21 protein-coding genes are annotated in these 23379 nt (G+C 68.3%); 11 read left to right on the top strand and 10 right to left on the bottom strand.

Annotated elements, in window-relative coordinates:
• Positions 1-52: 52 nt before the first annotated feature.
• A complete protein-coding gene (locus tag ACIOSY_RS14455) occupies positions 53-1972 on the bottom strand; it encodes a BglG family transcription antiterminator (protein WP_400854452.1) in 1920 nt (639 codons plus the stop codon).
• Between the two features lie 170 nt (positions 1973-2142).
• Here ACIOSY_RS14455 and ACIOSY_RS14460 point away from each other — a divergent pair, with 170 nt between their 5' ends.
• The 8 genes from ACIOSY_RS14460 to ACIOSY_RS14495 all read left to right on the top strand — a co-directional run bounded on the left by ACIOSY_RS14460 (position 2143) and on the right by ACIOSY_RS14495 (position 9812).
• Entirely contained in the window at positions 2143-2457 is a 315-nt protein-coding gene (locus ACIOSY_RS14460) for a PTS sugar transporter subunit IIB (protein ID WP_400854454.1), read from the top strand.
• Complete coding sequence (locus ACIOSY_RS14465; protein WP_400854456.1) at positions 2454-2735, top strand: HPr family phosphocarrier protein; 282 nt, start codon at positions 2454-2456, stop codon at positions 2733-2735. The genes ACIOSY_RS14460 and ACIOSY_RS14465 overlap by 4 nt, the downstream gene beginning before the upstream one ends.
• Positions 2732-4417, top strand: a complete 1686-nt coding sequence (gene ptsP / locus ACIOSY_RS14470; protein WP_400854458.1) for a phosphoenolpyruvate--protein phosphotransferase — start codon at positions 2732-2734, stop codon at positions 4415-4417. Before ACIOSY_RS14465 ends, ptsP begins: the two co-directional genes overlap by 4 nt.
• Positions 4414-6015 carry a PTS mannitol transporter subunit IICB gene (locus tag ACIOSY_RS14475; protein ID WP_400854460.1) on the top strand — a complete coding sequence of 534 codons (1602 nt, stop codon included), beginning with the start codon at positions 4414-4416 and terminating at the stop codon, positions 6013-6015. The genes ptsP and ACIOSY_RS14475 overlap by 4 nt, the downstream gene beginning before the upstream one ends.
• A 61-nt stretch (positions 6016-6076) precedes the next feature.
• Positions 6077-6511, top strand: a complete 435-nt coding sequence (locus tag ACIOSY_RS14480; protein ID WP_400854462.1) for a PTS sugar transporter subunit IIA — start codon at positions 6077-6079, stop codon at positions 6509-6511.
• The gene (locus tag ACIOSY_RS14485; RefSeq protein ID WP_400854464.1) at positions 6508-7665 is read left to right on the top strand and encodes a mannitol-1-phosphate 5-dehydrogenase; all 1158 of its coding nucleotides are present in this window, start codon (positions 6508-6510) and stop codon (positions 7663-7665) included. The genes ACIOSY_RS14480 and ACIOSY_RS14485 overlap by 4 nt, the downstream gene beginning before the upstream one ends.
• 84 nt (positions 7666-7749) lie before the next feature.
• On the top strand, positions 7750-9039 hold the full coding sequence (locus ACIOSY_RS14490) for a flavin-containing monooxygenase (RefSeq protein WP_400854466.1): 1290 nt from the start codon (positions 7750-7752) through the stop codon (positions 9037-9039).
• Between the two features lie 17 nt (positions 9040-9056).
• The gene (locus ACIOSY_RS14495) at positions 9057-9812 is read left to right on the top strand and encodes an alpha/beta hydrolase (RefSeq protein WP_400854468.1); all 756 of its coding nucleotides are present in this window, start codon (positions 9057-9059) and stop codon (positions 9810-9812) included.
• Between the two features lie 23 nt (positions 9813-9835).
• Here the strand turns inward: ACIOSY_RS14495 and ACIOSY_RS14500 are convergent, their stop codons facing one another.
• The 9 genes from ACIOSY_RS14500 to ACIOSY_RS14540 all read right to left on the bottom strand — a co-directional run bounded on the left by ACIOSY_RS14500 (position 9836) and on the right by ACIOSY_RS14540 (position 20458).
• Positions 9836-10939, bottom strand: coding sequence for a polysaccharide deacetylase family protein (locus ACIOSY_RS14500; RefSeq protein WP_400854470.1), 1104 nt, complete (start codon positions 10937-10939; stop codon positions 9836-9838).
• 5 nt (positions 10940-10944) lie between these two features.
• The gene (locus tag ACIOSY_RS14505; RefSeq protein WP_400854472.1) at positions 10945-12060 is read right to left on the bottom strand and encodes an adenosine deaminase; all 1116 of its coding nucleotides are present in this window, start codon (positions 12058-12060) and stop codon (positions 10945-10947) included.
• 67 nt (positions 12061-12127) lie between these two features.
• Positions 12128-13420: a thymidine phosphorylase gene (locus ACIOSY_RS14510; protein WP_400854474.1), complete on the bottom strand. Its 1293-nt coding sequence runs from the start codon at positions 13418-13420 to the stop codon at positions 12128-12130.
• Entirely contained in the window at positions 13417-13815 is a 399-nt protein-coding gene (locus ACIOSY_RS14515; protein ID WP_400854476.1) for a cytidine deaminase, read from the bottom strand. Before ACIOSY_RS14515 ends, ACIOSY_RS14510 begins: the two co-directional genes overlap by 4 nt.
• Positions 13816-13822: 7 nt before the next feature.
• Positions 13823-15106, bottom strand: a complete 1284-nt coding sequence (locus tag ACIOSY_RS14520) for an ABC transporter permease (protein ID WP_400854654.1) — start codon at positions 15104-15106, stop codon at positions 13823-13825.
• Entirely contained in the window at positions 15106-16413 is a 1308-nt protein-coding gene (locus ACIOSY_RS14525) for an ABC transporter permease (RefSeq protein ID WP_400854478.1), read from the bottom strand. Before ACIOSY_RS14525 ends, ACIOSY_RS14520 begins: the two co-directional genes overlap by 1 nt.
• A complete protein-coding gene (locus tag ACIOSY_RS14530) occupies positions 16410-17924 on the bottom strand; it encodes an ABC transporter ATP-binding protein (RefSeq protein WP_400854480.1) in 1515 nt (504 codons plus the stop codon). The genes ACIOSY_RS14525 and ACIOSY_RS14530 overlap by 4 nt, the downstream gene beginning before the upstream one ends.
• A gap of 149 nt (positions 17925-18073) precedes the next feature.
• Positions 18074-19195, bottom strand: a complete 1122-nt coding sequence (locus ACIOSY_RS14535) for a BMP family protein (protein WP_400854482.1) — start codon at positions 19193-19195, stop codon at positions 18074-18076.
• 147 nt (positions 19196-19342) lie between these two features.
• Positions 19343-20458 carry a mannose-1-phosphate guanylyltransferase gene (locus tag ACIOSY_RS14540; protein ID WP_400854484.1) on the bottom strand — a complete coding sequence of 372 codons (1116 nt, stop codon included), beginning with the start codon at positions 20456-20458 and terminating at the stop codon, positions 19343-19345.
• Between the two features lie 197 nt (positions 20459-20655).
• Here ACIOSY_RS14540 and sdhC point away from each other — a divergent pair, with 197 nt between their 5' ends.
• From sdhC to sdhA, 3 genes are read left to right on the top strand one after another with little or no spacing between them, the layout of a single operon-like run.
• A complete protein-coding gene (sdhC, locus tag ACIOSY_RS14545) occupies positions 20656-21090 on the top strand; it encodes a succinate dehydrogenase, cytochrome b556 subunit (protein ID WP_400854486.1) in 435 nt (144 codons plus the stop codon).
• Positions 21090-21533: a succinate dehydrogenase hydrophobic membrane anchor subunit gene (locus ACIOSY_RS14550; RefSeq protein ID WP_400854488.1), complete on the top strand. Its 444-nt coding sequence runs from the start codon at positions 21090-21092 to the stop codon at positions 21531-21533. Before sdhC ends, ACIOSY_RS14550 begins: the two co-directional genes overlap by 1 nt.
• Before the next feature lie 19 nt (positions 21534-21552).
• Positions 21553-23379 carry a succinate dehydrogenase flavoprotein subunit gene (gene sdhA, locus ACIOSY_RS14555; RefSeq protein ID WP_400854490.1) on the top strand — a complete coding sequence of 609 codons (1827 nt, stop codon included), beginning with the start codon at positions 21553-21555 and terminating at the stop codon, positions 23377-23379.

Genomic DNA, 23379 nt, shown 5'->3' on the forward strand with positions numbered 1-23379 from the left:
ACATTGCCCGTGGACGGCTTGCCCGTGGACGGCCAGCACCCGAGGATGACCCTCAGCCGTCGATGACCGCCACGAGCTCGTCGAGGAACGCCTCGAAGCTCGTGCCCCGCCGCACGATCCGCTGCACGCTCTCGCGTTCGCTGAACACCTCGACGAGCTGTTCGAACACGGTCTGGAAGGCCGTGCGGTCGCTCTCGCTGAACGCGGCGAGCGCGACGACCTGCACCCGGCCGTCGGCCCAGGCGGCCGAGCCGTCGGCGACGCCGATCGCGATCGCGGTGCGCGTGGCGGTCATCTGCAGGGCATGGGGCACGGCGAGGGCGTCGGTGAACGCCGTGGACGACATCCGCTCGCGGACGATCGTGTTCTCGACGTAGTCCTCGCCGATCACCCCGGTGTTCACGAGCAGCCCGCCGAGCCGGCGGATGATCGCCTCTTCGCCCTCATCGGGAAGCGGATGCACGAAGGCCTCGGCGACGAAGTACTGCGCGAGCTCGTCGCGCAGGCGGGTGAGGCGGCGGCCGCGGCGCACGCGCGCGGCCGCCTGCTGCACGCGGTCGACGTCGGAGTCGGTGAAGAACGGATGGATGCGCACGAAGCGCTCCCCCGTCGATCCGGGGTCGATCGTGCTGAGCACCAGGTCGGTGTCGAACAACGACCAGTCGGGATCGACGCTGGTGACGACGCTCGTGACCTCGATCGCCGATCCCAGCGAACGATCCACGCTGGAGCGCAGCAGTTCGTGGAGCTCGTAGTATCCGGGGCAGACGATCGTGGCGGTGAGAATCGAGGCGGCCTTGCGGCTGCGTTCGAGCCGTCCGCCGACGTGCATGGCGATGTAGGCGATCTCGTCGTCGTGGATCGGTGTGCCGAGGCGGTCGTGGAGTCCGCTCGCGATCGAGACGGCGACCTCGAAGATCATCGGATAGGAGGTCTTCAGCGAGCGCGTGAGCGGGTTGCGGGCGAACGCCTGGCCGTGGGAGCGCCGCAGCAGGTTCTGCACGTGCAGGGCGAGCCGCAGCACGAAGGCGTCCTCGACGAGGTCGACGTCGTACTCGGCGGCCGCGCGGGTGAGTTCGGCGCGGACGGCCTCTTCGACGCGCGGTTCGACGCCGCTACGGGCGACCTCCCGTGTGGCGTCTTCTCCCGGGGCGACCACCCGGGTGAGTACGAGCGAGGCGAGGTGGTGGCTGTCGCCGTCGCCGAGTTCGACGCCGAAGTGCTCGGTGGCCAATCGCGAGATCGCCTCACCGACGCGGGGGATCTCCTCGTGCGTCTCCGCCGGGTCGGCGGGAATCGCGTAGCCGGCGGCGACCCGCTCGGCAGCGATCGCGATGTGCAGCAGAACGTCGGAGATCGCGAGCTCGTTCACGAAGTAGCCCAGCGTGCCGAGCTCGCGCACGAGGGCGGATTTGAACGGGCCGACCGCGTGCGCGGCGACGCCGTTGCCGGCGAGCGCGCGGCGGAACGTCTCGGGGTGGAACGATGCCGCGTCCATCTCGTCGTGGGCGAGTCTGCTGATGAGCCGGCGCTGCTCCTCTTCCGTCCCCCGCAGGCGCACGATCTCGCGGTCGCGATCGAGCACCAGATCACTCCCGTCGAGCAGACCCCGTACGCGGGCGAGGTCGGCCTCGAGGGTGGCCTCGCTGACGTGCAGGCGGTCGGCCGTGGCGTAGACGTCGATCCCTGCGGGTTCGTCGAGGAGCATCCGCACCAGCGCGTGAAGGCGATCCCGCGGCGCGGACTCCCCTCCGGCACGCGCCCGGAGCGCATCGCGCGCGCCCGGCCCCGCGCGGTAGCCGGCGGGTCCCGACTCGACGGCGTCGCCGCCGACGCGGGCGTTGAGGGCGGAGACGTAGGAGCGGATGCTGCGCGGCGTGACGCCGACCAGATCGGCGAGGCTGGCCGCGGTGGCCCAGGAATCCTGACGCAGCAGCGCGGTGAGGATCTGGTCCTGACGCTGGCGCGACATGATCCTCCCTCTGCTCGTCGTGCGTGCGCGACTTCTCTGTCCGCCGCCCTCCCATGATGTCAGTCCTCGAGAACCCGCGGGGCGGAAGCGACATTCCGCAGGGGCGGAAAGGAACGTGTTGGCAAGAACACCTCCCTCTTTCACAGACTGTTCTCAGGAAGGTGGAATCAATGAAGATCCTTGTGGTCTGCGGCGCGGGAGCGTCCAGCACATTCGTCGCACAGCGCTTGCGCCGTGCCGCCTCCGATGCGGGTCTCGACTGGGATGCCGCCGCAGGCATGGAGAATTCCGTCTCCCCCGGCGGTCAGGACGTCGTCCTCATCGGACCCCACCTCGCCGATCGTCTCGATGCCATCCGCGACAGCGCCCGCGTTCCGGTCGCCGTCCTGCCCGAAGACATCTTCGCCGACCGCGACGGCGAGCGCACGCTCGCGTTCGTTCGCGGGCTCGTCGCCCCGGAAACCACCCCGAAAGGAACACCATGACCGTTTCACGCACCGTTCGGATCGGCTCCTCCCACGGCCTCCACGCCCGCCCCGCGAAGCTGTTCGCACAGGCGGCGAAGGACTCCGGCATTCCCGTCACGATCGCGAAGGACTCCGGCAAGGCCGTCAACGCGGCGAGCATCCTGGGCGTCATCGCCCTCGCGATCGAGCACGGCGACTACGTCACCCTCACCGCTGACGGCGACAGCGGCGAGACGGTCCTCGACACCCTCACCGAGCTGCTCACCACCGACCACGATCAGGACGCCGCCGGATGAGCGAGCTGCGAGGAGTCGGCATCGGGCTCGGTGTCGCGCAGGGCGCGGTCGTGCGCATGACCGAGGCACTGCCGGCCCCCGATGAGACGCCGAGCACGCTCGGGGCCGACGCCGAGCGCGCACGGGTCCGCGATGCCGTGGCCGTCGTCGCGCAAGAGCTGACGGCCCGCGGCGAGCGGGCCGGCGGCTCGGCACAGGAGGTGCTCGAGGCGCAGGCCATGATCGCCGAGGACCCGACTCTGCAAGACGAGGTCGACACGCGCATCGATGCCGGATCGACCGCGGAATGGGCGGTGCACGACGCCTTCGCCGGCTTCCGCGCCACCCTGGAGGCCGTCGGCGGCTATCTCGGCGAGCGCGCGGCCGACCTCGACGACATCGCCCAGCGCGTGCTCGCGCGGCTGCGCGGCGTCGATGCCCCCGGCATCCCGAATCCGGGGCATCCGTTCGTCCTCGTCGCCCGCGATCTCGCGCCCGCCGACACGGCGCTGCTCGATCTCGACCAGGTGCTCGCGCTCATCACGAGCGACGGCGGCCCCACCTCGCACACCGCGATCCTCGCCCGTGAGAAGGGCATCGTCGCGATCGTCGGCGCCACCGACGCCGCGACCCTCGCGACCGGCTCCACGGTGATCGTCGACGCGGCCGCGGGCCTCGTGACCGTCGACCCCTCGCAGGACGAGAAGGATCGCGCCACCCAGCGCGCCGCGGCCCGCCAGTCGGCCGATGCCGCGCCTCCCACTCCCGGTGCTCTCGCCGACGGCACGGCGATCCCGCTGCTCGCCAACCTCGGAAAGCCCGCGGATGCGGCGGATGCCGTCGCGCGGGGCGCAGAGGGTGTGGGCCTGTTCCGCACCGAGTTCCTGTTCCTGTCGGCGACGCAGGCTCCGACGATCGCGCAGCAGCGCGAGTCGTACCGGGAGCTGCTCGCCGCCTTCCCCGGCAAGAAGGTGGTCGTGCGGATGCTCGACGCCGGAGCCGACAAGCCCCTCGCGTTCCTCAACGACGCGCACGAGGAGAACCCCGCCCTCGGGCTCCGCGGTCTCCGCGCGCTGCGCGCCAGCGAAGACATCCTGCGCGAGCAGCTCACGGCGCTGGCCGAGGCGGAAGCGGCGACCCAGGCCGACCTGTGGGTCATGGCGCCGATGGTCACGACCGTCGAGGAGACGGCGTACTTCACCGGTCTCGCCCGCGAGTACGGTCTGAAGACGGCCGGGGTCATGGTCGAGGTACCGGCGAGCGCGCTGCTCGCCGACCGGGTGCTCGCCCACGCCGACTTCGCGTCGATCGGCACCAACGACCTCACGCAGTACACGATGGCGGCCGATCGTCTGCTCGGTTCGGTCGCGAGCTTCCAGGACCCGTGGCATCCGGCCGTGCTGCGCCTCGTGCACGAGGTCGGTGCCGCCGGCGCACGCCTGGGCAAGCCCGTCGGCATCTGCGGCGAGGCCGCCGCAGATCCCCTGCTGGCCGTCGTGCTCGTCGGCCTCGGCGCCACGAGCCTCTCGATGGCCCCCGCAGCGCTGGCGGACGTCCGCCACGCGCTCTCCGAACGCACGCTCGACGAGGCCCGCAGCCTCGCCGAGTCGGCACTGGCGGCAGACGATGCCGCCAGTGCCCGCCTGGCCGCGGTCGAAGCCGCCGCGGCTCTCCCCTCACACCAGAAAGAGACGACATCATGACGACGACGTCACCAGCCCCCGCGAAAGCGAACGGGCTCCGAACGGGCGTGCAGCGTTTCGGCACGTTCCTCTCCGGCATGATCATGCCCAACATCGCGGCGTTCATCGCGTGGGGCTTCATCACCATGCTGTTCATCGCAGTCGGATGGTTCGGCAACTGGCATCCGGTGGCCGATCTGCTCGGGGGTTTCGGCAACGCCGACCTCATCGGATGGCAAGGCGCGATGACTGCCCTCGCTGAAACTGAGGACGGAGCGACGTTCCCGCAGTACGTCGGTCTGGTCGGCCCGATGGTCACCTACCTGCTGCCGCTCCTCATCGCCAACACTGCCGGACGCATGGTCTATGGCGAGCGCGGCGGCGTCGTGGCGACGATCGCCACAATGGGTGTCATCGTCGGCACGAACATCCCGATGTTCCTCGGCGCCATGATCATGGGCCCGCTCGCCGCGTGGATCACGAAGAAGATGGACAAGCTCTGGGACGGCAAGATCAGGGCCGGGTTCGAGATGCTGGTCAACAACTTCTCTGCCGGCATCCTCGGAATGCTGCTCGCGATCGTCGGATTCTTCGCCTTCGGGCCGATTATGCTCGCGATCAGCAGTTTCCTCGGCACGGTCGTCGATTGGCTGGTGAGCTTCAGCCTGCTGCCGTTGCTCTCGATCGTCGTCGAGCCCGCCAAGGTTTTGTTCCTCAACAACGCCATCAACCACGGAGTCTTCACACCGCTCGCACTCCAGCAGGTCGAGGAGACCGGCAAGTCGATCCTGTTCCTCGTCGAGGCGAACCCCGGTCCCGGTCTCGGTCTGCTCCTCGCGTTCACCTTCTTCGGCATCGGCGAAGCGAAGGGCTCCGCCCCGGGAGCTGCGATCATCCAGTTCTTCGGCGGTATCCACGAGATCTACTTCCCGTACGCGCTGAGCAAGCCGACCACGATCCTCGCCCTCATCGCCGGCGGTGCCACCGGCGTCACGACGAACATGCTGCTCAACGGTGGCCTGTCGTTCCCCGCCGCCCCGGGAAGCATCATCGCAGTGACTGCCGCTGCCGCGAACCCCGCTGCGGGAGGGATCGCGAACCTCCTGGTCGTATACCTCTCGGTGGTCCTCGCCGCCGTAGTGACGTTCCTCATCACCGCCGTGATCCTCCGCGCGTCGCGTAAGCGCGATCTCGAGGCCGAAGACACCTTCGGTGCCGCGATCGCGCAGACCGAGGCCAACAAGGGCAAGTCCTCCGCCGCGATGGACGCCCTGCGCACCTCGACGGCCGCCGGCACCGCGACCGCCGTCGCCACCGACCGCCGCATCGAGAACGTCGTGTTCGCGTGCGACGCCGGTATGGGGTCGTCGGCGATGGGCGCGAGCGTGCTGCGCAACAAGTTCAAGAAAGCGGGTGTCGAGGGCGTCACGGTCACCAACCAGGCGATCGCGAACCTCGACGGCACGGCCGACCTCGTGATCACGCAGCAGCAGCTGACGGATCGCGCGAAGGCGCAGTCGCCGAACTCCGTGCACGTGTCGGTCGACAACTTCATGAACTCTCCGAAGTATGAAGAGGTCGTGGAGATGGTGCGCGCACAGCGCGACTCCGACGCGTGACAGACCCGGTGGGCGGATGCGGGGGCATCCGCCCACCGAACCATTTCAGAAAGGAATCATCATGAGCGTTCTCACTCTCGGCCAGGTCCGTATCCACTCGGGAAGCACGACGCAGGAGGCGGCGCTGCAGGAGGCGACCGACATCCTCGTCTCGGCGGGCGCGGTCACCCCCGCCTACGTCGACGCGATGCGTCAGCGCGAGGAGACCGTGTCGACCTACATGGGCAACGGGCTGGCGATCCCGCACGGCACGAACGACACGAAGGACGCGATCCTCGCCTCCGCGCTCTCGGTGGTCCGCTACGACGGCGGCGTCGACTGGGCGGGCGAGCCCGCCACCTTCGTGATCGGCATCGCCGGTCGCGGTGACGAGCACCTCGAGATCCTCTCGCAGATCGCGATCCTGTTCTCCGACGAGGACGACGTCGCGAAGCTCAACGCCGCGCAGAGCACGGAAGAGCTCTACGCCCTGCTGTCGGCGGTGAACGAGGGATGAAGGCCGTCCAGTTCGGGGCCGGCAACATCGGTCGCGGCTTCGTGGGGCTGCTACTGCACGAGGGCGGTTACGAGATCGTGTTCTCTGACGTCGCGGATGCTCTCGTCGACGCCATCAATGACGTCTCCGAGTACACCGTGCACGAGGTGGGCCCCGGAGGAGTCGACCACACCGTGACCGGATTCCGTGCGGTGAACAGCCGCATCGATCCGGATGCCGCGGCCCACGAGGTCGCGACGGCCGATGTGGTCACCTGCGCTGTGGGCCCGACCGTGCTGCGGTTCGTGGCGCCCACGATCGTCGCGGGCCTCACGCGCCGCTCCCCCGACGCCGCGCCTCTCGTGATCATGGCCTGCGAGAACGCGATCGGTGCGACCGATCTGCTGCGCGTCGAGATCGAGAACGCGGCAGGGACGGATGCTCCCGAGCTGCTCGCCCGCGCCGTCTTCGCGAACACGGCGGTCGATCGCATCGTGCCCGCGCAGCCCGAGGGCGCCGGCGTCGACGTGACGGTCGAGCCCTACTTCGAGTGGACGATCGAGTCCGGTCCGTTCGGTGGCACGTTGCCGAACATCCCCGGCGCCCACTTCGTCGACGATCTCGCGCCGTACATCGAGCGCAAGCTGTTCACGGTCAACACCGGGCATGCGGCAGCGGCCTACTTCGGCGCCCGCGCCGGCATCGAGCGCATCTCCGATGCCCTGGCCGACCCGCAGATCGCCGCGCACGTGACCGCGGCCCTCGAGGAGACCTCGGCGGTCCTCGTCGCCGCGCACGGCCTCGCACCCGCCGATCTTGCGGAGTACCGGGCGACCATCCTCGACCGGTTCCGCAACCCCGCCCTGGTCGACACGGTGCAGCGCGTCGGTCGCCAGCCGATGCGCAAGATCTCGAGGCACGAGCGGTTCATCGGTCCGGCGGCGATCGCCGCCGAGCGCGGACTCTCCTCCGACGCCCTGGTCGCCGCGGTCGCGGCGGCACTCGACTTCGAGGACGCCGACGACACCCAGGCCGTCGAACTGCAGCAGCTGCTGCGCACCGAACAGGCGCAGACCCTCACGACCCGCCTCACGGGGCTCGAGCCGGAGCATCCGCTCTTCTCGGCCGTCGAGGCCGTCTTCGCCGCTCGGAAGCAGGCGCTCGGCGCCGCCTGAACCGCACGACGCGAACGCCCCCGCTCTCCCGATACGATCGGGGTGACGGGGGCGTTTTCGAGCACGGGGATGTGCGGGGGCAGCATGAACACATACGCCGTGATCGGCGCGGGACCATCGGGGCTCGCCGCGGCCAGAGCGCTGCAGAAGCGCGGCATCCGCATCGACGGATACGAGGCGTCGAGCGGCGTCGGCGGGCTGTGGGACATCGACAACCCGCGCAGCACCATGTACGAGTCGGCGCACCTGATCTCGTCGCGCACCACGACCCAGTTCCGCGAGTTCCCGATGCGGTCCACCGTCGACTACCCCGGCCATGCCGTGCTGCTCGAGTACTTCCGCGAGTATGCGGAGCACTTCTCCCTGACCGAGCTCTTCCGCTTCGACACCCGCGTGAGCCGTCTCGCGCCGCGCGACGGCGGGTGGGACCTCACGAGCGAGGGCCCCGATGGCGAGACGACGCGGTGGTACCGCGGCGTCGTGCTGGCCAACGGCACGCTCGCCGAGCCGAACGTGCCGACGTTCGCGGGCGAGTTCACCGGCGAACTCCTGCACACCAGCGCCTACACCTCGCCCGCGCAGCTCGCCGGCAAACGCGTGCTCATCATCGGTGCGGGGAACTCGGGCTGCGACATCGCGGTGGATGCCGTGCACCACGCCGTCGCCGTCGACATGAGCGTGCGCCGGGGCTACTACTTCGTGCCCCGGTACCTCTTCGGCAAGCCCAGCGACACCCTCAACCAGGGCAGACCGCTGCCCGCCCGCCTCAAGCAGGCTCTCGACTCCCGCGTGCTCCGCGCCTTCACTGGCGACCCTGTGCGCTTCGGCTTCCCGAAGCCCGACTACCGCATCTACGAGTCGCACCCGATCGTGAACACCCTCATCCTGAACCATCTCGGACAGGGCGATCTGAGCATCCGTCCCGACATCGACCGGTTCGACGGCCGTACCGTGCGGTTCCGGGATGGCTCCTCCGGCGACTACGACCTCGTGCTCCTCGCCACCGGATACCGGCTCGACTACCCGTTCGTCGATCGCAGCCACCTGCACTGGCGGGGAGCATCGCCCCGCCTGTTCCTGAACATGTTCCCCGCGTCGTTCAACGGGCTGTACGTGATGGGGATGATCGAGGCCTCGGGCATCGGTTGGCAGGGCCGATACGAACAGGCCGAGCTGCTCGCCGCCTACCTGGCCGCCGACGACGGCGATCCGGCACGGGCCGCGAGGTTCCGCGCACGGGTCACCGGGGATGCCTGGCCAGACCTCACCGGCGGCTACCACTACCTCGGGCTCGACCGCATGTCGTACTACGTCAACAAAGACGCCTACCGCGCAGCCCTGCGCCGTGAGCAGCGGGCGCTCGAAGCCGCGTAGCCGCGTAGCCTGGAGGGGTGAAGAAGAAGCGCGGCCGGCGGATCCTCGCCCGGGTCCTCTGGAGCGTCCTGATCATCGTCGTGCTCGGGGCCGGGGGCATCGTCGTGTGGAGCCAGGTCGGCGTGATGCCGGCCGAGGCCGCTCCGCTCGCCGACGTGCGGGCGAACCCGAACATCACGATCGACGACGCCCCCGAGGGAATCGTCCTCTCCCCCGCCGACGGAGAGTCCGAGGCGGGGCTCGTCTTCATCCCCGGCGCCAAGGTCGACCCCTGGGCGTATGCGGCGGTCCTGCAGGGCGTCGTCGAAGAGGGTGTCACCGTCGTGATCACCCGCCCCTGGCTCAACCTGGCGTTCTTCGATCTGCGACCGCTCGACTCCTTCACATCGGCGGCGCCCGACATCGACGAATGGGGCGTCGGGGGTCATTCGCTCGGCGGCGTGCGCGCCTGCCAGTTGGCAGCGGATGCCGACGCGCTCGTGCTCTTCGGTTCGTACTGCGCGAGCGATGTCTCCGACAGCGGGCTCGCGGTGATCAGCCTCGCCGGATCGGAAGACGGACTCTCGACCCCCGAGAAGATCGCGGATGCCCGCGACAACCTGCCCGCAGACGCCGAGATGGTCGAGATCGACGGCGCCTCGCACGCCTCGTTCGGGGACTACGGACCCCAGTCCGGCGACGGCACCCCGACGATCTCCGACGAGGAGATGCACCGAACGGTCACCGAGCTGCTCGGTTCGTTCTTCTCGACGGAGCTGCTCCCTGCGCGCTGACGCCCACCGTCACGACGGGGTCGTCAGCCGATTCGCTTGATCAGCGACTCGAGACCCATTCCGTAGTCGATGCGCACCACGGGCAGCGCGAACTTGTCGGTGCCGATCTCGACATACCCCGGCTCGATCGTGCGGGCCATCTCGTAGCCCGCCTGCGCCACGCCCTGCTTCGCGGTGTCGTTGTAGTGCCCGTACGGATAGGCGATGACCTCCCGAACGCCCAGGATGTCGCCGGAGGTGTTGAGGTCGGCGGCGATCTCGTCGGCGGTCCAGTTGACCATCCGCCCCTTGCCGTTCTCGCCCGCCTGGTGCATGTCGTGCGTGTGCGAGCGGCGGAGCACGTACGGCGACGGAGCCGGATCCTGTCGGGCGGCCGTGATCATGAACGACGTCGAGAGCAGTTTGTACTGGTCGATGACCGGCACGGCCAGGTCGAACCACGATTGGTCCGCGTCATCGTCAGTGATGATCACCGAGCGCGCGGGGAGCGAGAGCCGACCGTCGATGAAGGCGCTGAGTTCGTCCCAGGTGGGGAGGTAGAAGCCCGTGGTCGCGATGTGGTTCATGTGGGCGTCGAAGTCGCCGATGTAGGCGTAGTTGCCGCGCAACCATCCGGACTCGCCCTCGGGGTTGGCGGTGAACTGGTGGTACATCAGGATCGGCACCTGCACGTCTGCCGCCGCGTTGGCCTCGGGAGTCGTCCAGGCGCCGAACAGCTCGACCTCGCTGTCGGTGCAGACGACGAGGTCGGCGCCGTTGACGCGTGCGGCCGTGTTCTGCGCCTCGGCATCCGCCGCGGACGGATACCAGCCCGCGAACACCCGACCGTCCTGCGCCGGGATCGGCAGTCCCGCGTAGAGCGACTCCTGGTACTGCAGCTGAAGATCGAGGGCGATACCGTCGCCCGAGAACGTCACCGCACACGCATGCGGGTCGCCGTCGTCCGCCACGAGCTGCTGCGCTGGTGTGAGCGGATGGTCGATGTACGGCTCCGATGCGCGCGGCACCGGCTCGGGTGCGCGATTGAGCCAGACGAACGCAGCGGCGCCCCCCACGGCCACGACCACCGTCGCGATGACGCTGACCGAGACCCACACACGACGACGACGGCGTCTCCCCCGAGCCATCATCGTCAGACGTCGAAACCTTCGGCGATCATCTCCACGAGCTCTTCGCGCTCCTCGATCGGGAGGAACGTCGCGGCGGCGGCGTTGAACTGGAAGGTCTCGAGGTCATCGAGGTCGTACTCGAACGCCTCGACCAGGAGCGCGAGCTCCCGCGTGAGCGAGGTCGCGCTCATGGTGCGGTTGTCGACGTTGACGGTGACGGAGAAACCGAGCTGGTAGAGCAGGTCGAACGGGTGATCGACGAGATCCGAGCCCCACGCGGCGATGGCACCCGTCTGGAGGTTCGACGACGGCGAAAGCTCGAGCGGGATCTCCCGGTCGCGCACCCAGCGCGCGAGGTCGCCGAACTGCACCTGCACCTCGTCGCCCTCGCGGGTGATCACCTCGAGATCCTCGGCGATGCGCACGCCGTGTCCGATACGCAGGGCGCGGCCGTCGATGAGCGCCGACCGGATCGACGCGGCACCGGCCGCCTCGCCGGCGTGCACCGTCACGGGGAAGAAGTTGTCCGCGAGGTAGTCGAACGCCTCGCGGTAGTTCGACGACGGGAAGCCGTCTTCGGGGCCTGCGGTGTCGAAACCGACGACGCCGCGTCCGCGGAAGCCGACGGCGAGCTCCGCGATCTCACGCGCACGGTCGTGCTGGCGCATGGCGGAGAGCAGCTGACCGACCCGGATGCTGCGCCCCGAACCCTCGACGGCATCCTCGCCCTCTTCGATGCCCTGCTGCACCGCCTCGACGGCCTGCTCGAGCGAGAGGCCCGCCGAGAGATGCTGCTCGGGCGCCCAACGCACCTCGCCGTAGATCACGCCGTCGGCGGCGAGATCCTGCACGAACTCGCGGGCGACACGCGTGAGCCCCTCGGCCGTCTGCATGACGCCGATCGTGAGATCGAAGGTCTTCAGGTACTCGACCAGCGAGCCCGAGTCGCTCTGCTTCGCGATCCACCGACCGAGAGAGCGGGCATCGTTCTGCGGCAGCTCGAGCCCCGCGGCATCGGCCAGCTCGACGATCGTCGCCGGTCGCAGCGCGCCGTCGAGATGATCATGCAACGACACCTTGGGCAGGCCGCGCAGGGACGCCCCCTGGATCGTGATGTCGCCGTTCGCATCGATCGCCATGACGATCCTCTCAGTCGCAGAAAAACATGGCGGTGGAGACCGCCGTGTTCAGGGTAGCGCCCGGCACCTACGCCGTGATGCGCTCGCGCACGATCGGGCCGCGCTCCGGCGCGTCGTCGCCGATCTCCCAGGAGCCCTCGAGCGCCTCGATCGCGCGCGGGAACCGGGCCTCGTCGGCGGCGGACAGCGTGAAGAGCGGCTGCCCGGCCACGACGCGGTCGCCGGGCTTGGCGTGCAGATCGATGCCGGCCTCGAAGATCACCGGGTCCTCGGCGCGGGCGCGTCCGGCGCCGAGACGCCAGGCCGCGATACCGAACGGAAGAGCATCCATGCGGGTCATCACGCCGTCGGCCGCAGCCGTCACGACGTGCGTCTCGCGGGCGACGGGCAGCGCGGCATCCGGATCGCCGTCCTGTGCGCGGATCATCGCCTTCCAGTGGTCCATGGCGCGGCCGTCGTCGAGAGCGGCCTCCACGTCGGCGTCGGGCTGACCGGCCAGCGCGAGCATCTCACGCGCCAGGGCGATCGTGAGCTCGCGCACGTCGGCGGGGCCACCGCCGGCGAGGATCTCGACCGACTCGCGCACCTCGTTGGCATTGCCGATGGCCAGGCCCAGAGGCACGTTCATGTCGGTGAGCAGCGCGGTCGTCGCGACACCGGAATCGGTGCCCAGGGCGACCATCGTGCGCGCGAGTTCCCGAGCGCGATCGATGTCCTGCATGAAGGCACCGGACCCGAACTTCACATCGAGCACCAGCGCATCGGTGCCCTCGGCGATCTTCTTCGACATGATGCTCGAGGCGATCAGCGGGATCGCCTCCACCGTGCCGGTGACGTCGCGGAGCGCATACAGCTTCTTGTCGGCGGGAGCGAGCCCGGAGCCCGCGGCGCAGATCACGGCGCCGACATCGCCCTGCATCTGGGCGAACATCTCCTCGTTGCTGAGTGCCGCACGCCAGCCGGGGATCGACTCGAGCTTGTCGAGGGTGCCCCCGGTGTGACCGAGACCGCGTCCGCTGAGCTGCGGAACGGCGACTCCGAACGCCGCGACCAACGGAGCCAGCGGCAGCGTGATCTTGTCGCCGACGCCACCCGTGGAGTGCTTGTCGACCGTCTTCTTGCCGAGGGCGGCGAAGCTCATCCGCTCGCCCGACGCGATCATCGCATCGGTGAGCACCCGGATCTCGTCGCGTTCCATGCCGCGCTGGAAGATGGCCATCGCGAACGACGCCATCTGCGCATCGGAGACGTAGCCGCGCGTGTAGGCGTCGACCATCCACCGCAGCGCGGCCTCGGGAACGGCCCCGCCATCGCGCTTGGCGCGGATGACATCCACCGCATCGAACGGCTCAACACTCATCGTGCATCCTCCAGGTCGCGCGGCCCGAACGCATCGGGCAGCACCTCATCGATCGTGCGGATGCCGGAGACGGTCTCGAGCAGCATCCCGGGCATCGCGTGCTCGAACAGCAACTGACGGCAGCGGCCGCACGGCATGATCGTCTGCCCATCGTTGTTGACGCACACGAAGGCGACGAGCTGGCCGCCGCCCGACATGTGCAGGTCTCCGACCAGCGCGCACTCCGCGCACAGGGTCACGCCGTACGAGGCGTTCTCGACGTTGCAGCCCGCCACGATGCGGCCGTCGCCGACGAGCGCGGCAGCGCCCACCCGGTAACGCGAGTACGGCGCGTACGCCTTCTCCATCGCGGCGGTCGCGACCTGACGGAGTTCGTCCCAGTCGATGTCAGTCATGTCTCTCCTAGGACTTGATGTACGGTTTGCCGTCGGCGGCAGGTGCGCGGATCTGCCCGGCGAAGCCGGCGACCGCGAGCAGGGTGACGACGTACGGCAGCATGAGCATGAACTCGCCCGGGATCGGCGTCTTCAGGATCGACAGCAGGTTCTGCATGTTCGTCGCGAAGCCGAAGAGCAGGGCGGCGAGCGTCGCCCGGATCGGGTCCCAGCGGCCGAAGATCACGGCGGCGAGGGCGATGAAGCCGAGACCGGCCGTCATGTCCTTGCCGAACTGGGGCACCGAGACGAGGGTGAAGTACGCGCCTCCGGCTCCGGCGACCGCGCCGGCGAGCAGCACGTTCCAGAAGCGCGTGGCGTTGACCTTGATGCCCATGGTGTCGGCGGCCTGCGGGTGCTCGCCGACCGCACGCAGGCGCAGACCCCAGCGGGTGCGGTACAGACCCCACGCGACGACGCCAACGGTGACGAACATCAGGTACCCGATGAAGGTCTGGTTGAACAGCACCGGTCCGATGATCGGGATGTCGCTGAGCACGGGGATCGCGATGGGATCGAACCGCACGGGCCTGTTCAGCTGGGCCTCGTTGGGCGCGAGGAGCGCACCGTAGAGGAAGCCGGTGAGTCCCGTGACGAGCACGTTGAGCACGACACCGACGATGACCTGCTCGACGAGGTACTTGATCGCGAACGCCGCGAGCACGCTCGCCACGAGCACGCCGCCGAGCATGGCCCCGAGCAGACCCACGAAGGGGTTGCCGGTGATGCTCGACAGCAGTGCCGCCGAGAAGGCTCCGAGCAGCAGCTGCCCCTCGATGGCGACGTTGACGACGCCCGCCCGCTCGCCGATGACGCCACCGAGGGCGCCGAACACGAGAGGCACCGAGAGCGACACGGCGCCGAAGAGCAGGCTCGTCACGGGAACCAGACCACCGGCGGCTGCCCAGACGAGGAAGGCGAACACGGCGATCACGCCGAACACCACGATCAGCCACATCGGGGGCTTCTGGTACGAGTACACGCGCAGGAAGGCACCCGCGGTGAGCACCACGAGCACCGCCACCATGAGCCAGCTGGTCAGAGCGGTGGGGAGGGCGACGTTCGGCAGCGCGAAGGTCGCGGACTCCGCCGTGAGTCGGAACGTGCTCGTGCCGTCGCGGGGGACGGTGACGAAGAGCAGGGCGAGCAGGGCCGTGGCCACCGCCAGGACGATCGGGGTCTTCCAGTGGCGCTCGCGGACGGTCGTGAGCTGCACCGTGCCGTCGGCCGCCTGCTTCTGAGCGAGAGACATCATGCCATCACCGCTTTCTTCGCAGCCTTGGCTCTCGCCTTGGCTGCCTTCTCCGCGTCGGACTTGGGAAGGAAGAACACCGCGCGCAGCAGCGGCGGCGCCGCGATGAACAGCACCACGAGAGATTGCACGACGAGCACGATGTCGACGGGGATGTCCTGGGCCTGCATCGAGAACGATCCGGCCTTCAGCGCACCGAAGAGGATGCCGGCCGCGAACGTGCCCCAGGCGCGACTGCGTCCGAGGAGCGCCACGGTGATGGCGTCGAAGCCGATACCGGCGTCGATCGTCTCGGTGATGCCCGTCGTGACGGCGCCCTGGATCTGGTTCATCCCGGCGAGGCCCGCGAGGGCGCCGGCGAAGAGCATGGCGTAGACGTACACGCGCTGCACGCTGATGCCCGCCGCGCGGGCGGCGTGGGGGTTCTCCCCCACCGCACGCATGCGCATGCCGAGCGACGAGCGCTCGATCAGCCACCACACGAACAGCGTCGCCACCACCACGAACACGAAGCCGAGGTCGAGCAGCGGGAACTTCGGGCCGAGCAGTTCGGGGAACTGCGCGCTCTCGGGGGTCGCATAGCCGAGGGCCTGGTTGGTGCCGGGCTTCTGGAGCAGACCCGGGGTGCGGATCATCCAGAGCAGCAGGTAGTAGGCGACGTAGTTGAGCATGATCGTGAGGATCACCTCGTGCGCCCCGGTGCGTGCCTTGATCAGACCCGCGATACCGCCCCAGAGCGCTCCTCCGGCGATGCCAGCGATCAGCGTGACGGGGATGTGCAGCCAGATCGGCAGGTCGAGGTTGAACGTGAGCAGCCCGGCGACACCGACGGCGATGAGCATCTGCCCGCGCGCACCGATGTTGAACAGGCCGACGCGGAACGCCAGAGCGACGCCAAGGCCCGCGGCGATCAGCGGCGCCGCGAAGCCGAGGGTGTTGGTCAGCGGGCGGATCTGCGCCGCGAAGTCGGCGCCTCGCGCGTTGAAGATCGCACCGCGGAACAGCGCTTCGTAGCCGTTGTACACCGCGTTCCATGCGGCCGTCAGCGTGTCGCCGGGGCGCGAGAAGAAGTACCCGGATGCCGCCTGCACGTCGGCATTGGTGAACGCGATGAGCACACCGCCGACGACCAGGGCGAGGAAGATCGCGAGGATCGTCGTCACCGCGCTGCCGCGGAGCATCTCCTTGAGGATGAGGTTGGCGCGAGGCGGCGGAGCCACCTCGCTGCTCCCGTCGGACGAGCGGGGCAGCTGCTCGGTGGGCAGGCCCTTCTTCTCGTCACCCGTTCCTGGTGTCGCTCCGCTCATGCGGCAGCCTCCGCATCGGCCGCTCCGGCCATCATGAGTCCGAGTGTCTCTCTGGGGGTGTCGCCCGGGACGATGCCGACGATCGTGCCGCGATACATCACGGCGATGCGGTCGGCGAGGGCTGCCACCTCGTCGAGTTCCGTGGAGACGACGACGACCGGGATGCCGGCGTCGCGCGTTTCGATGATCCGCTTGTGGATGAACTCGATCGAGCCGACATCCACTCCGCGGGTCGGCTGCGCCGCCACGAGCAGTCGCAGCTCGCGGCTCATCTCGCGCGCGATCACGACCTTCTGCTGGTTGCCGCCGGAGAGGGTTCCGGCGGGAGTCTGGGGGCTCTGCGTGCGGATGTCGTACTCGGCGATACGGGCGCGGGCGAACTCTTCGAGCGCGCCGCGGTTGATGGTGCCGACGCGGCTGAAGGCCGCGTCGTCGGTGCGGTCGAGGATGAGGTTCTCCGCCACCGAGAAGCCGGCGACGAGGCCGTCTTCCGTGCGGTCCTCGGGAACGTACCCGACGCCTGCGTCGAGGATCGCCCGCACGCTCTTGCCGACGAGTTCGGTGCCGCCGAGGGTGATGGAGCCCTCCACGCGGGGGGCGAGGCCGACGATGGCCTCGACCAGCTCCGTCTGACCGTTGCCCTGCACGCCGGCGATGGCCAGGACCTCTCCCGGTCGCACGGTGAAGTCGATGCCGTCGACGACGAGGCCGCCGGTCGCCGTGAGCACGCGAAGACCGGTGACCTCCAAGCCGCCTTCGCCGAGGCGGGGGGCGTCCTTGTGGACGGTGAGTTCGACGGCGCGGCCGACCATGAGCGACGCCAGTTCGGCGTTGGATGCGGTGGGCGATGCCTCTCCGACGATCTTGCCCAGACGGACGATGGTGATCGTGTCGGCGACTTCTCGCACCTCGCGCAGCTTGTGCGTGATGAACACGATCGCCGTGCCCTCTGCGCGCAGCTGGCGCATGATGCCCATCAGCTCGTCGGTCTCCTGCGGGGTGAGCACGGCCGTGGGCTCATCGAACACGAGCACCTTGGCGTCGCGCGAGAGCGCCTTGATGATCTCGACCCGCTGCTGGACGCCGACGGGCAGATCGCCCACGAGGGCGTCGGGGTCGATGTCGAAACCGAAGCGAGCGGCGACGGAGCGCACGTGCTCGCGGGCCTTGGCGATGTCGAGGGTGCCGAGCGCCTTGGTCTGCTCGTGTCCGAGCATCACGTTCTCCGCGACCGTGAACACCGGCACCAGCATGAAGTGCTGGTGCACCATCCCGATGCCGGCAGCCATCGCATCTCCGGGACCGCGGAAGTGCTGCACCACGTCGTCGAGGAGGATCTCGCCCTCATCGGCCTGGTACAGCCCGTAGAGGACGTTCATGAGCGTCGACTTGCCCGCGCCGTTCTCACCGAGCAGCGCATGGATCTGCCCCGGTTCGACGACCAGATCGATGTGGTCGTTGGCGACGAGGCTGCCGAAGCGCTTGGTGATGCCGCGCAGTTCGAGCTTCATATCTGCACCCTATTTCAGAAGTGTCCGGAGATGAGCGCGCGCATCGCACTTCGATCATGCGCTGCGTCGCGAACAGGAATTCTTCCGCCCATGGTGCGGGGCGAGTGGCCGTCGTGCTGCCACTCGCCCCGCGTTTGGAACGGTCGTGCTTACGGTGCGTTCGGGGAGTTCGGCGACTCCACCGTGATGTCACCGGCGATGATCTGCTCCTGGAGAGCTGCGAGCTCGTCCGTCAGCCCCTCGGGCAGGTCGCCCTCGAAGTCACCGAAGCCGGAGAGCTTGACGCCCTCGTTCTCGAGCGTGCCGACGTACGGCGCGAAGTCGAAGTCACCCTCGGATGCCGAGATGGTCGCGTCGTGCACGGCCACGTCGATCGCCTTCATGATCGAGAAGAGCGTCACGCCTGCGACGCTCGGGTCGGCGACGGCGAGGTCGCTGTCGACACCGACGAGGAGCGTGTCCTTGCCGCTGTCGGCGATGGCCGCTGCCGCGCTCTGGTAGACCGGGCCACCGACCGGGAGAAGCACGTCGACGCCCTGGTCGAGCACGCCCTGAGCGGTCTGCTTGGCGGTGTCGTTCGCGTCGAAGCCACCGGTGAAGGAGCCCTTCTGCGTGGCGACGTCCCAACCGAAGACCTCGACCCCAGCGGACTTGTCCTCGTTGTACTTCTCGACACCCAGCTGGAAGCCGTCCATGAACACGGCGACGGACGGGATCTGCATGCCGCCGAAGGTGCCGACCTTGTTCACACCGCTCTGCGCCGACCATGCGGCCGAGGCGTAACCACCGAGGTAGGCGGCCTGGGCCGTGTCGAAGACGAGGGGCTTGATGTTCGGGGCGTCGACCTCACCGTCGAAGTCGTTGTCGGCCCAGTCGTCGATGATCGCGTAGTCGATCTCGGGGTTCGCGAGTGCGGACTCGACCGTGGCAGCGGACAGCTTGAATCCGACGGAGACGATGAGCGAGCAGCCTTCGGAGACCGCGGTCTCGAGGTTCGGCGCGTAGTCGTTGTCGTTGGCCGACTCGAATTCGAGGGGCTTCACACCGAGCTCGTCGGCGGCGCTGTCCATGCCTTCCTTGGCCGACTGGTTGAACGACTTGTCGTTCCAGCCGCCGGCGTCGGAGATGAGGCAGGGGAGGAAGTCGGATGCTGCGTCGCCGCCGGCGTCGCCGCCCGATTCGGCGGGAGCCTGGCCGCAACCGGCCAGAGAGAAGATGACTCCAGCGGCGACGGTGATGCCGAGAAGCTTCTTGGTGGTGGAGATGGTCAACTCATGCCTCCTGAACGGTGCCGCGGCCCTCGCGGATCGCTCAAAGTTACCTACTGTTTCAGCGTTTGCGTATACCGGCGGCCCGTGGAGTCGGGAATGGTTACAAAGCTGAAACACAGTCAGCCGATGAGCACGGATGCGTGCTCATCAGAGCACGTCGCCCCGTCCGGTGAGTTTGAGCGACTCCACGACGCCCTTCACTCGCTGGGCGTGCTCCACGGTCGTGACCAGCAGAGCGTCGGGGGTGTCGACCACGACGATGTCGTGCACGCCGACCAGGCTGATCACCCGAGACGTCTGGCTGACCAGAATGCCGCTCGCGGCATCCGACAGCACACGGGCGTTCGGGCCCAGCACCGCGAGGTCGTTCTTCCGTCCGTTGAGGATGAGCTTGGCCAACGAGGCGAAGTCGCCCACGTCGTCCCAGTCGAAGTGTCCGGGCACGACGGCGAGCCGCCCCCGTCGGGCCGCCGGTTCGGCGACCGCGTAGTCGATCGCGATCTTCTTCAACCGGGGCCAGATGCGGTCGACGGCGGGGCCGCGCTTCTCGCGATCGTCCCAGGACTCGGCCAGCTCGACCAGTCCCGCGTGCAGCTCGGGCTCGTTCTTGGCGAGCTCGTCCAGGAGCACGCTCGCCTTCGCGATGAACATCCCCGCGTTCCAGAGGTAGCCGCGGTCGGCGACGTACGCCTTGGCCGTCTCGAGGTCGGGCTTCTCGACGAACGTCTCCACGAGCGCGGCCTCACGCGCGCCCTCGACGATGAGTTCCGGACCCATCTTGATGTAGCCGAACCCCACGGCCGGCTCCGTCGGAGAGATCCCGATCGTGCAGATGTACCCCTCGCGGGCGACCTCGACCGCGTCGCGCACCGCGAACTCGAACACGCGCGTGCTCCGGATCACGTGGTCTGCGCTGAAGGAACCGATGATCACGTCGGGGTTGCGCCGGTGCAGGATCGCCGCAGCCAGTCCGATGGCTGCCGCGGACTCGCGCGGTTCGGACTCGAGGAACACGTTCGCGTCCGCGATGCCCGGCAGCTCCGCCTCCACCGCGCCCCGATGGGCGCGTCCGGTCACGACGGCGATGCGATCGGGGCCCGCCAGCGGCTCCAACCGATCCCAGGTGTCGCGCAGCAGCGAGTGGCCGGAGCCGGTCAGGTCGTGCAGGAATTTCGGAGCATCCGCTCGCGACAGCGGCCACAGCCTGCTGCCGATACCTCCGGCGGGAATCACGGCGTAGAAGTCCTTGATCGGTTCCGTCATGCCGCCAGCCTAGACCGCCGGTGCGCACCGACCCGGCACCTCAAGATCCGCGCAGTTAGGCTCCCCTTCGTCGCTCCCTGTCTTCGGACAGGAATAGGATGGAAACCGATCGGGCATGCCTGGCGGTTCGACGGGATCACTCTCCTGCACCAGCCCTCTGCTCGCGGCCGAGTCACATCGATCCAGGGAGGACGACCGTGTCCACAAGCGCTCGCTTGACACCGTCGATTTCGGAAACCACGTCCAAGACCCCCCGCGGCACTCTCTATCGAGGTCGCGAAGGCATGTGGTCGTGGGTGCTTCATCGCATCACCGGAGTCGCCATCTTCTTCTTCCTCTTGGTGCACGTGCTCGACACGGCGCTGATCAGGGTCTCGCCCGAGGCGTACAACGCCGTCATCGGTACGTACAAGAACCCGATCATGGCGCTCGGCGAGGTCGTGCTCGTCGCCGGCATCGCCTTCCACGCGATGAACGGTCTGCGCATCATCGCCGTCGACTTCTGGTCGAAGGGCGCCAAGTACCAGCGCCAGCTGTTCTGGGGCGTGCTCGCCGTGTGGGTCGTGATCATGGCCGGATTCGTTCCGCGTCACCTCATGCTCGCGTTCGCCGGCTTCGGAGGAGGACACTGATGACCGCTCAGACCATCTCTGCCCCGGTCCGCCGCCAGCGCCGCTTCAACCTCGAGAAGTGGGGGTGGATCTTCATGCGCGCCTCGGGCGTCGTGCTCGTCGTGCTGATCTTCGGCCACCTCTTCATCAACCTCATGGTCGGCGAGGGCATCCACGCCCTCGACTTCGCGTTCATCGCCGGCAAGTTCGCCACGCCGTTCTGGCAGTGGTGGGACGTCATCATGCTGTGGCTCGCACTGATCCACGGCGCCAACGGCATGCGCACGATCGTGAACGACTACGTCACGACCGAGAAGGCACGCAAGGCGCTCGTCTGGGCGCTCGGACTGGCCGCCGGCCTCCTGATCCTGCTCGGCACGCTCGTCGTGTTCACGTTCGACCCCTGCTTGGGTGTCACCGAGTCGAGCACGCTGTGGCAACAGTGCCAGACGCTGGGCAAGTAGAAGAGAAGGCATACAAGAAGTGACTACTGAGACTCAGGATTCCGTCGTTCGCAATGGCGTGCACTATCACCAGTTCGACATCGTCATCGTCGGAGCCGGTGGGGCGGGCATGCGCGCGGCCATCGAGGCGGGGCCCGGTGCGAAGACCGCGGTGATCTCCAAGCTCTACCCCACGCGGTCCCACACGGGGGCGGCGCAGGGCGGAATGGCGGCAGCGCTCGCCAACGTCGAAGAGGACTCCTGGGAGTGGCACACCTTCGACACCGTCAAGGGCGGCGACTACCTCGTCGACCAAGACGCGGCCGAGATCCTCGCGAAGGAGGCCATCGACGCGGTCATCGACCTCGAGAACATGGGTCTCCCCTTCAACCGCACCCCGGAGGGCAAGATCGACCAGCGCCGCTTCGGCGGCCACACGGCCGAGCACGGCAAGACGCCGGTGCGCCGGGCCTGCTACGCCGCAGACCGCACGGGCCACATGATCCTGCAGACGCTGTTCCAGAACTGCGTGCGCCTCGGCATCAACTTCTTCAACGAGTTCTACGTGCTCGACCTGCTGACGGTGAAGGATGCCGACGGCAAGACGCAGGTCTCCGGCGTCGTCGCGTACGACCTTTCCACCGGTGAACTGCACGTCTTCCAGGCCAAGGCCGTCATCTTCGCGACGGGCGGCTTCGGCAAGATCTTCAAGACGACCTCCAACGCGCACACCCTCACGGGCGACGGCGTCGGCATCGTCTGGCGCAAGGGCCTCCCCCTCGAAGACCTCGAGTTCTTCCAGTTCCACCCGACCGGACTCGCCGGTCTCGGCATCCTGCTCACGGAGGGCGCCCGCGGTGAGGGCGCGATCCTGCGCAACGCCTCCGGTGAGCGCTTCATGGAGCGCTACGCGCCGACCATCAAGGACCTCGCGCCCCGCGACATCGTCGCCCGGTGCATGGTGCAAGAGGTCGCCGAGGGTCGCGGTGCGGGTCCGCACAAGGACTACGTGCTCCTCGACTGCACGCACCTCGGTGCCGAAGTGCTCGAGACCAAGCTCCCCGACATCACGGAGTTCGCGCGCACGTACCTCGGCGTCGACCCGGTCGTCGAGCCGGTTCCCGTGATGCCGACCGCGCACTACGCCATGGGCGGCATCCCCACCAACAACAACGGTGAGGTGCTGGCCGACAACGACACGATCGTCCCCGGGCTCTACGCCGCGGGCGAGTGCGCCTGCGTGTCGGTGCACGGCGCGAACCGTCTCGGCACCAACTCGCTGCTCGACATCAACGTGTTCGGCAAGCGCGCCGGTCGCAACGCAGTCGAGTACGTCAAGACCGCCGACTTCGTGCCTCTCCCCGAGAACGCCGCCGATTTCGTCTCGGGCATGCTCGAAGACCTGCGCAACAACCAGGGAACCGAGCGCATCGCGGTTCTCCGCAAGGAGCTCCAGGACGAGATGGACAAGGGCGCTCAGGTGTTCCGCACCCACGACTCGCTGCAGCACGTGCTGGGCGTCATCGCCGGTCTGCGCGATCGCTACAAGAACGTGCACGTCGACGACAAGGGTCAGCGCTTCAACACCGACCTGCTCGAAGCCGTCGAGCTGGGCTTCCTCCTCGACATCGCCGAGGTCGTCGTCTACGCCGCGCAGAACCGCGAGGAGAGCCGTGGCGGTCACATGCGCGACGACTTCCCGAAGCGCGACGACGAGAACTACATGAAGCACACCATGGCGTACCTCACGGGCGACCCGCACTCCTCCACCCCGAGCGACCACATCAAGCTCGACTGGAAGCCGGTGGTGTTCACGAAGAACGAGAAGGGCGAGTTCAACTACCCGCCGATGGAGAGGAAGTACTGA

The organism is Microbacterium sp. NPDC087665 (genome assembly GCF_044743285.1).
In the GTDB taxonomy this organism is placed as follows: Bacteria; Actinomycetota; Actinomycetes; order Actinomycetales; family Microbacteriaceae; genus Microbacterium.